General features: G+C 45.0%; 9 protein-coding genes. 3 read left to right on the forward strand and 6 right to left on the reverse strand.

Annotated elements, in window-relative coordinates:
- Positions 1 to 58 precede the first annotated feature (58 nt).
- From gpsB to recU, 6 genes are all read right to left on the reverse strand, one after another.
- Positions 59 to 379 (reverse strand): cell division regulator GpsB, encoded by a 321-nt coding sequence (gene gpsB / locus ACHA8N_RS02930; protein ID WP_393964642.1) that lies wholly within the window; start codon positions 377 to 379, stop codon positions 59 to 61.
- 5 nt (positions 380 to 384) lie between these two features.
- Entirely contained in the window at positions 385 to 945 is a 561-nt protein-coding gene (locus tag ACHA8N_RS02935; protein ID WP_393964643.1) for an SLOG family protein, read from the reverse strand.
- A complete protein-coding gene (locus ACHA8N_RS02940; RefSeq protein ID WP_393964644.1) occupies positions 942 to 2,123 on the reverse strand; it encodes a ribonuclease H-like domain-containing protein in 1,182 nt (393 codons plus the stop codon). Before ACHA8N_RS02940 ends, ACHA8N_RS02935 begins: the two co-directional genes overlap by 4 nt.
- Positions 2,120 to 4,384, reverse strand: a complete 2,265-nt coding sequence (locus ACHA8N_RS02945; protein ID WP_393964645.1) for a DEAD/DEAH box helicase — start codon at positions 4,382 to 4,384, stop codon at positions 2,120 to 2,122. Before ACHA8N_RS02945 ends, ACHA8N_RS02940 begins: the two co-directional genes overlap by 4 nt.
- Before the next feature lie 106 nt (positions 4,385 to 4,490).
- Positions 4,491 to 7,112 carry a PBP1A family penicillin-binding protein gene (locus tag ACHA8N_RS02950; RefSeq protein ID WP_393964646.1) on the reverse strand — a complete coding sequence of 874 codons (2,622 nt, stop codon included), beginning with the start codon at positions 7,110 to 7,112 and terminating at the stop codon, positions 4,491 to 4,493.
- Between the two features lie 33 nt (positions 7,113 to 7,145).
- Complete coding sequence (gene recU / locus ACHA8N_RS02955; protein WP_167498363.1) at positions 7,146 to 7,760, reverse strand: Holliday junction resolvase RecU; 615 nt, start codon at positions 7,758 to 7,760, stop codon at positions 7,146 to 7,148.
- A gap of 74 nt (positions 7,761 to 7,834) precedes the next feature.
- Between recU and ACHA8N_RS02960 the strand changes: the two genes are divergently transcribed.
- The 3 genes from ACHA8N_RS02960 to ACHA8N_RS02970 all read left to right on the forward strand — a co-directional run bounded on the left by ACHA8N_RS02960 (position 7,835) and on the right by ACHA8N_RS02970 (position 10,067).
- Complete coding sequence (locus tag ACHA8N_RS02960) at positions 7,835 to 8,128, forward strand: DUF1798 family protein (RefSeq protein WP_147510963.1); 294 nt, start codon at positions 7,835 to 7,837, stop codon at positions 8,126 to 8,128.
- Positions 8,129 to 8,382: 254 nt separating this feature from the next.
- Positions 8,383 to 8,628, forward strand: coding sequence for a hypothetical protein (locus ACHA8N_RS02965; RefSeq protein ID WP_147510962.1), 246 nt, complete (start codon positions 8,383 to 8,385; stop codon positions 8,626 to 8,628).
- A 548-nt stretch (positions 8,629 to 9,176) separates the two neighbouring features.
- Complete coding sequence (locus ACHA8N_RS02970) at positions 9,177 to 10,067, forward strand: DUF3800 domain-containing protein (protein WP_393964647.1); 891 nt, start codon at positions 9,177 to 9,179, stop codon at positions 10,065 to 10,067.
- Positions 10,068 to 10,078: the final 11 nt, after the last annotated feature.

The raw sequence follows: 10,078 nt of genomic DNA on the forward strand, positions 1-10,078 counted from the left end.
ATCGATTTTTTATTTTACGCATGTGTCCGTCCAACTGTTTTTTGCATAACGATGAACATCAACCTTCTTGATGCGGGCGTCCAAATACTGCTTTTTCCAGATTGGAAATCCGGCGCAACATATCATAGTTAGAGGAGCTCGAAGGAGTCGGTGTTGCTTCCGGCTCTACTTTTCGTTCTTCTCGTCTCACACTGACAGAAGATGATGATTTTGCTTCTTCCAACTCTCGCTTCAATCGGTCGATTTCACGTTCAAATCCCTCATAATCTTTAATCACTTGATCGAGATACCCATCTACGTCTTCAATCACGTATCCCCGTAATCCGGTTTTAAATTCTTTTTTGTAAATGTCATCTGCAGTCAATAGCGGTTTATACATCTGCTTCACTCCCATTGTTCGTTGTAGTTCTGCTCCTGCTCCATCATCGCTAAATCATCTTGCGTAATCAAGAACAATTGATAATCCGATCGTTCCATTTCTAGTTTAGCACGTTCTACCAAATACTTGGCCGATCCGCCGTGTTCTTCATCAAAGACGGACAATAACCCTTGACTCTTTTGAATCATGAATTCCGTTTTATTTCGAAACTGTGAAGGATTTTCATACGGTTTTTGACTGATGGCATCGACGAAGTCCGCTTGATTCAATACGGCTAAATATTGTGCTTGAACGGGTTCTTTCCATTTTGCCTCTTGTTCTAAAAAAGGCAGCAAAATCCCTAAACGAATTTCCGGATAATCTTGCTTCAGCTCGAGAATGACTTCACAGGCCCATAATTCGCAGCCGGGCGTCGCATTCGTGATGAACCAAGTCGTTCCCATATCTTCGATTAAACGAATGAGACGTTCGCGGTAGGCCGCTTTCAGAATCTTGATTCCAGGGTGTTTTTGATCAAAAATACCGAGTTCTGCCGGCTTGTATCCTGTTACGGCAATCACGTTCATTGATGACACTTCCTTTGCAGACGTTGGCTCCTGTGGTCCAGTTCAGCAAATAACCGTTCCCGGCGTGATGCCAGAAGTTGGCGTTGTTCCAACAACCTTTTGGCCTGTTCAGTATAATCATAAGCAACACCGGGTTGTTTGGCAATGTGCTCCGCCCACTTCGCCAGCTCGACAAATCCTTCGTACGATTCACTTTTCTCAAAACATACTTTGGCTTGATCATAATTCCCCAGTTTTTTATACAAAAAGCCTTGTCGCAACCATCCCGCATCCGTCAGTTCGTCCGCTTGTCCAAAATGTTCCGCCGATTGTTCATGAATCCCTAAATCCGCTAGCCAAACAGCAATGTTTTCACGAATTTGTGAGGTAGCTTCTTGGCGGTGCGTCACAAGACGATTGCATTCATCATATAAACTTACGAGTGTCAGACAATCGTGAAGGTGATGTTCAAGAACACCGTTCATGATCATCGGATTTTGATGTTCGACATATTGAAAGTAATGCATCGGCGCTAAAAAACCCGGTAAATCATCCGTTCGTTCAAACCCAATCCGTTCTTCCATTCGTGTCAGACGATACGAGTCGTACAATCCTTTAAAGATCCGCCGGCATACGTGCAACAAATCCAAGTGACCGACTTTCGGCAAACGCGGGACACGTTCGCGGACAAAGACGTGCCGGGTCTTAATTTGTGGCCAATCAAAGCTTTTCCCATTATAGGTAACAAATCGGACGTCGTCTCCAATATCGTGTAAAAAATGATGGTACAGTGCCGCCTCATAGTGAGGATGGGGCAAAAAATATTGCCGCATCAGCAAACTGCCTTGTTCAAAGCGAGCAAATCCCAACAAAAAAATCGTTGTGCCCGTCCCTTTTAATCCGGTCGTTTCTGTATCGAAAAAAATCACTTGTTCGAGTGGGACATCGAGTGCGAGCGGCGGATGAGGCAACTGCAGGGATTCAAACACCTCGGCATATGAACGATGTCCGTGTTTTCCCTCAAGTGGATACCGATGGTCAATTCGGACAATCCATTCCTCTTCAAATGTGAGAATGTCTCCTCCTTGAGCAATCCAGGCGGCCTGCTCTTCCGTCGTATCCGTTTGAACCGTGGATGCAGGATTGACGGACGATTCCGATTCAGTCGCTTTCAGCATTCGTCTCAGTTTATTTTTCATGATAATTCCTTCTCCATTTCAGCAAGCATTTGAACTGTCCGCTCTTTTTCGTCTGCCAATCCGATCATTCCGATACATGCCGGACAGCCGTCAAGACAGGGACATGTCACAATCGAGTCGCGGGCTGCTCGAAGCATGACGGACCGCTGTTTATAAATCGATTCAGCAAGACCCACGCCTCCCGGATAACGGTCGTACAAATAAATCGTCGGTTTTTGAGTGTGTGTCGCCTTCACTTGCGGGACGACGAAGACATCACTTGCATCACACATCAAAAACAATGGAGCAACGCGTCGCAGACTGTTCGCCACGCCTTCGATGACTTGTTCCAATTCGGTACTCGACGAAGCGGTTTCCGGTAAAGAAAACCAAACTCCTGTCGTATGGATTTCCCGTTCAGGTAAATGAATCGGACCCGATCCAATATTTTCGTGTGTCCCAAATTTGATTTTTTTGAACATCGTGGCCATACCACGGACACTGACATCTCCTCTGGCGACACTGAACTCTCCACTCGTATAACGGTCATCTTCGTCGAGGACGGACAGTTCAACGGAAAAGTTTGCATCCGTATAATAATCAACATCTACGGCGCGGACAAAGGCCTTTTTCTCTTCAAAATCCAATACTTCGACTTGATATTGATCGGCACCATGCAAATAAATCGCTTCATCATGCAAAAGGGTCATCGCACTGAATGTATCCATCTCACCGATGACACGATTCGGAACATCCGTTTGATCAACGATGACAACATTCTCTTGATCACTCGACCGTAAGGAAATTCCGTGGGCCGGAAAGGCATCGTTCATCCAATAGTATCGTTCCCCTCGCTGATGCAAGACACGTTCTTCAACCAGATACTCGAGAATATCTTCCGTTTCCAGCGTTCCAAACGTTTCCCCGTGGCGAAATGGAAGCTCAAAAGCAGCACATTTGATATGATCCACTGCAATAATTAAGTTATCCGGATCGAGTCGCGCCGCTTCCGGTGACTGATTTAAAAACAATTCAGGACGTTCTGCGACATATTGATCGAGCATACCGGAAGATGCGACTAAAATGATGAGCGCATCATCCTGCCGACGTCCGGCCCGTCCTGCTTGTTGCCATAACGAAGCGATGGTACCCGGATACCCGTTCATGATACATACCTGCAATTGTCCGATATCGACACCCAACTCCAACGCATTGGTCGAAACGATTCCCGTAATTTCCCCTTTACGCAAACGTTTTTCAATATCACGCCGTTCACTCGGCAGGTATCCGCCACGGTATCCTTCAATCGATTTCGGTCCTAATTCAAACCGGACGAGACTCCGGAGATACGTCAATAAAACTTCTACCCGGACACGTGAGCGGGCGAAAACAATCGTCTGGAACTTTTTTTTAATGAATCGTGAAGCCAATTGTTTGGTCTCAAGCGTCGCCGAACGCCGAATCCCCAGTTGCGCATTGACGATTGGCGGTTGATAGACAATAAAGTGTTTCCGTCCTGTCGGAGCCCCATTGTCATCAATTAGCCGGACTTCTTTTTCCGTCAGACGTTCCGCTAATTCTTGCGGATTGGCAATCGTCGCACTCGTCATAATAAAAATCGGATCGCTTCCGTAATACCGGCAAATCCGACGTAAACGACGAATCACGTTTGCGACATGACTTCCGAATACTCCCCGGTACGTATGCAGTTCATCAATGACGATATGTGATAAATTTTCGAATAATTCAATCCACTTTGTATGATGGGGAAGAATTCCGGAATGTAACATATCCGGATTAGTAATGACGATGTTCCCTGCTTTTCGGACTTTTGTCCGGATTGTGGGTGAAGTATCACCATCGTACGTAAAACACCGGATTGGCGCCTCCATCTCATCAATCAGTTCCAGCAGTTCACTGTTTTGATCTTGTGCCAATGCCTTAGTCGGATACAGATACAGCGCCCTTGCGTTCGGATTCGCTAAGAGATGAGTCAAAATCGGTAAATTAAAGCAATAGGTTTTTCCTGAGGCAGTCGGTGTGACGATAACGGTGGACGCCCCTTCCTGAACGGTGCGAAAAGCCAGTTCTTGATGCTGGTACAATGATGAAATACCACGTCTTTCCAATGCCTGACGCAGACGGTCCGGTAAACCCTCTGGAAACGGCGCATAACGTCCTGCCTTTGCTTCCATCGTTTTTATATAGGTAACACGTTCCATGAAGGAACGATCGGCTTTTAATTCTTCTAAATAGGTAACAAGTGATTGTCTTGATTCCATTGCGCCACTTCCTTCCTGACCTCCATTATACAAAAAAAGAGAAGCAAGACCGAAGAAACACACCTGCTTCTTCGGTCTCGTCTTCTTTTATTGACCATTCTACTCTTTATTGTTGCGTTTCGGTTTCTGATTGTTGGTCGGCAGGTGCATCGTCCTGGCCTTGACCTCGGTTTCCGTTCGTTGATGAATTCCCGCTATCCGACTGTGTGGACGCTCCGTCGTTTGCCGCCGGTTCGTCCGTCGCTGGTTCGTCCGTCGTCGGCTCATCCGTTGTCGGTTCTTCCGTCGCCGGTTCATCCGTTGTCGGTTCTTCCGTCGCTGGTTCATCCGTCGTTGGTTCATCCGTTGTCGGTTCTTCCGTCGCTGGTTCTTCCGTTGCCGGTTCTTCCGTCGCTGGTTCTTCCGTTGCCGGTTCTTCCGTTTCCACTTCTGCAACGGTTACAGTCGTTGAAACCGGACCCGACTGCTCACCGGATGCTTTTGCTACCACCGTAAAGGTTGTCCGGCCTGAATCAAGACCACTGATTCCGATCCGATTTGTCGAGCTGGTACCGAGTACCGATTGTTTACCGTCCGGATCGGTCATGGAAACTTCAAACGATACGCTGTCATAACCGTTCGTACGAAGTGCCGAATCATTGTAGTTCCATGTTAATTCACCAGACTCCGAGTCTTCATTGTAAGATGCTTGTAAGCCAGTCGGAGCTGGCACGGCCTTTTTTTCGACAACCGGTTCTTTTGTGCCTTTGACATATAATTCGTCGCCGATACTGAGGACAGAACTTGGTTGTTTAAACGGCGCCGGTGTCCGGTCACGTGTTTTCGTGACAAAGTCTTTCCAAATATTTTGTGCCATCGTACTGTTTGTCGGACCACTTAAGCCGGCACCATTATTATTACCGGATTTTGTTGTTCCGGTCCAAACACTGATTGCTACATCCGATGTATAGCCGGCAAACCAAACATCTTTGTAGGCGTTTGTCGTTCCGGTTTTACCTGCTGCGTCAAAAGAAAGAGCAGCGGTCGGGAACGTTCCACCCGGTTTCAAGACATCCCGTAACATATCCGTCAGCATGTAAGCTGTGTAGTCTTCCATTGCTTTTTTAGGTTTGACAGGAGATTTGATTTTTGAACCGTCACTGTATTCGATTGTTTTGATGATATGCGGTTTGATGTAGTCACCGCCGTTTCCAAGCGTCGCATAGGCAGAAGCCATTTGCGTCGTATTGAATCCGTGTTTCATCCCACCAATCGCATACGCCGGTGAAATCGACTCATCCTTTTCTAAATTCAATCCGGATTTAGCAGCAAAACTTTCGACGGTTTCACCGCCAATTTGTTGATACGTTTGAATGGCAGGCGTATTGGCTGATATTTTCAACCAATTGCGGATCGTATTCGTCCCGCGGTACCCGTCGTAATAGTTGCCAATCTTTTTACCATTCACTTTAGTCTCTTGGTCGGTCAACATTTTCGCCGTTGACCATTTTTCATCTTCAATCGCCGGTCCGTAAGCAAAAAATGGTTTTGCAGATGATCCCGGTTGGTGCGGTTCTTTGGCAAAGTTGCGGCGGGATGTGCCCGTTCCCGGATTTTTCCCGTCGACGACTCCAAGAATTTCACCCGTTTGCGTATTGACGGCTGTAGCCGCTGCTTCCGCATACTCAGGTAACTGAACGACTTGATCCTTTTTAATGGCTTCGTTCATGTAATCATGCATCGGTTTGTCAATCGATGTATAGATTTTTAATCCTTGACCGTAGATGTCTTTTCCTTCAAGACCAAACACCTCTTCCAACTCTTGCGAGACCATATCGAAGATGACGCTGTCGTATGCGGCATCATCTTTTGATTTCGGTGCCGGATCAATCAATTTTGAAATCGGTTGATCCACTGCTTTGTCACGTTGTTTTTGTGTAATAACACCCGTTGTCAACATGGCATCAAGCACCTGTGTCTGACGCCATTTTGTCAGCTTCGGACTTCCTTGAATCGGATCGTACGCTGATGGACGTTGTGGTAAGCCGGCAAGCATTGCGGCTTCTCCATAGTTCAACTTATCGACCGTCTTATTAAAGTAAGCTTTTGACGCTGTTTGGATCCCGTACGATTCCTGACCGTAATAGTTTTTGTTCAAGTACATTTCAAGAATCTGATCTTTCGTATAATCGCGTTCTAGACGAATCGCCAACCACTGTTCTTGCACTTTACGAGTAATGGTTTTATCCGAACTCAAGAACGATTGTTTAATAACCTGTTGCGTGATCGTTGAAGCACCTTCCGAACCAAAACCATCCGTAATATTAGCAATGATGGCCCCGCCTAAGCGGCGGAAATCAATTCCGTTATGTTGATAGAAACGACGGTCCTCAATCGAAATAAAGGCATCTTTTACGACGTCCGGTACTTCTTTAATCGAGACGTACTCCCGACTCGTTCCACCCTTTTTAATTTCTTCTTTATTACTTGCATAAATTTTCAGTGGAAGGGCGTCCCGAAGCTTGGATTCATCAAGCTCTGGCGCCGTAGCCACGGCATATACCGCAAATCCACCGCCGGCAATCATCATCACAAGGAACAGTCCGACAGCTGTTAACAGCAGCTTTTTCCAAAGAGGACCTTTCCCGCCGGTTCCGCCTGACTTTTTCTTTTTCGGACGTTTTGTCCGGTTCGTTTGTTTGGCTGACGTCTTCGTTTCTTCACGACGTGCGACACGACTTCTTTCCATATGCTATCCTTCTCCTTCGATCTGTAAAATTTCTCAAGTGAAATATAACTCGTCTACTGCCGGTAAGTAATCAATGGCAGGAAACGCACCTGTCTCAAGTTTTTTTCCGTGCCGTTCGATTTCGGCTAACGGAATCGACTTTCTTCCGGTTTCCAATTGCTCCCACCACGGGAACAAATGCTCGGCAGACAACACATATTGCACATTATACATACTGAATCGAATGATGACAAAACAAATTCCTCCATGAGTAATGCATTGACGCATGTGTTCGATTTGATGGGAGTGAAAATTTTTAAGCGGGAATGATGTTTTATGATTGGTTTCCTTCGCTTCAAAATCAATGTATTTTCCACGGTACACCCCGTTATAGTCGGTCGTCGACGGTTGCTTGAAATAGGCTTCTTTGACGACGGCGGCAGACCGTTTCGGATAATCGACTTGGACGATTTGAAGAGGAGTCGGTTTCTTGTGAATGATTGCCCGATTATGGGTCAGATAAAACATATTACTTTCATTAATTAATTTCTCAAGCTTCATACCACGATTCGAAAAAGTCGATCCCGCAGAACGGGCATTTTGAATCGTAACAGCATGTGGTTCAGCCGGCTTTTGAAATTTTTTACCGTTCGGGTAATTCAAAAGGATTCCCCTCCTAACGCGTTTATTGTACCATGATATGTGATTGTATCGTATCGGCCGAGAGGAGTAGTTAAAAACAAATGACAATAGAACCGTTACTTCAGGATATCGAACGGATTTACCAAGCAGGACGAAACGGTCAGGAATATGACTTTCAAACAGATGTCGTGCCGTTCGTTGCAAAAGCCGATATCTTGATTGCCGACTGGCAGCAAAATGCCCAAAACAGTCCGTATTTACGTCCGGCAATGGTGGAGAGTGCCGTTGATCAGCTGAAACAGTTGTCCGTCCAGGCCTTTCAACCGAAAACCAGTTTAAAACGTTTCAACGAAACCATCAAGTCTGTCCGTTATATCGATCAACTGATGCAATAATTCAAGAAATGTCATTTTTCGTCACGTAATCCCGGACTTGAAATGGACACTTTGAATATGTAGTCTGATGTTGAGATGATATGTTTAGGTCAACAGTTTGAGAGTATGGATTAGCAAATGAGCTGACCTCACAGCTGCTTTTTTGCGCATTTAAAATGATTGTATGGATGAGTTGACTAATTTTCGTCAAACTACGCATAATGATAAACAGTAAAGCGGTACACAATTCGCTCTGCTACGAAAGGAAGTTGTTTATGTCATCAAAAAAAATGTGGTCAGTAGAAGGTTATGAAGAGAACGGGGTAGAGAACCATCGTGAAGCAGATAAGACTGAATCATTCACGAATGAGGCTGAAGCTCGTAAAGCTGCTAAAAAAATGGCTGATAAGTACGACAACCTCGATGTATATGTCATTTATACGAGTAGCGTGAACGGTAAAACAGAAGAAAAATTCTTTAATTCCGATGGATCTTACAGTGAAGAAGGATTTGAATGGTAACATCTTAGCCGTCTAGTTGACGGCTTTTTTGTATAAAACGGGCTGTCCCCTCCTCCACCAAGCGGCTCATTCCTTTTTCAACTGGAAACATCATGTCTCTTTTCCTGAAGCTACTTCTATTTGAATAAATGTTTGGGTCACTTCATCACGTTACTCTTCTCATTTTTATAAGTGGTATGGTGCCGTTTGATTCATCGTCAATTTCACGAAAGATACCTCCACTGTCAAAATCAGGCAGGAAGGAGCAGCTATATGACGAATATAAAAAAGAACCCTATTACCGGTAAACGGACAGCCCAAATCCGCTTTGTATGCGATGAACGAAAAAAGCGACACTGATGACACATCCCCTCGTATGTCTTGATGAAGTCAACGGAACAGTATCTAGGAAAGATTGGTCATGCAAGTTGTGCAATAACCATGGATTTATATGACCGTGTCAGTGTAAAGTTACATAAAGAGGTAATAAATATGCTTGGTTTTAATAAAAGTGTGCAGTATGTGTGCAATTGGAGGAGATTCGCTTGAATAAAAGAGAACCAAGAAACGTGAAAAACGTTGATGTCAAAGGATTTCCTAGGACTACAAACCCAACAGCCAAAAAATATGTCATGTTCGTCGACGAGACGGGGACACCAAAAGGAAATACCCAATTCAATCTGACCGGCGTCTTAATGGAATATAAATACGCCATTGATTCAGATGAGACCGGTGAACCAAGTCCATTACGCAAACGCTTGATGGAGTTTAAATCAACTGTTTTTGAAGACCCGCATATTCCGCTTCATCTGAAAGAAATTTTAAAAGCAGAACATCCATATGGCAAGGAAGATGGGATTACCATCGACATGCTGCGTCATTTCTGGGTCGCTTTACCCGACTTTTTAGTTGATATCGACTGTACGATTGTCAGCGTCGAAGTTGATAAACAAAAATTACAGGAATTTTATTCGACACCAAAAGATCCATATGTCGTCGCCTTTGCCCACTTGATGAAATCGTTTTATGCGTTTCTTGAGGAAACAGAAGCAACGAGTGCCCGTGTTGTGCTTGAGAGCCGGGATGATTATCAGAACCTGTTAATTCAAAAAGCATTTTTTGATATTTTTAATTCTGGTACGGTGCATCTCGACGTTGAGAAGAGCCGCCAAAAAATCAAAGGCTTCATTTTTGCTGAAAAAGATAGTGACCTCTACCAATCCGGTCTTGAGATTGCCGATCTCGTTTGTCTTCCCCTTTCCCGCGTCCGACGCGGTGTCATTGAGGTAAAACCCCGGTTTGTCCATTATGGGGACGAAAACCGAATTTTCAAAGCGATTAAAAACAAGATTTATATTCGTCGGGATAGTCCCGATCAAGATTTCCGGAACTGGGGTTTCAAAAAAGTTCCGATTACGAAAAAACGGCGTGAGTGGTCCGATACGCCATGGAACGGATGATCGACACATAA

Source organism: Exiguobacterium sp. S22-S28, from assembly GCF_043359615.1.
Taxonomy (GTDB): domain Bacteria; phylum Bacillota; class Bacilli; order Exiguobacteriales; family Exiguobacteriaceae; genus Exiguobacterium_A.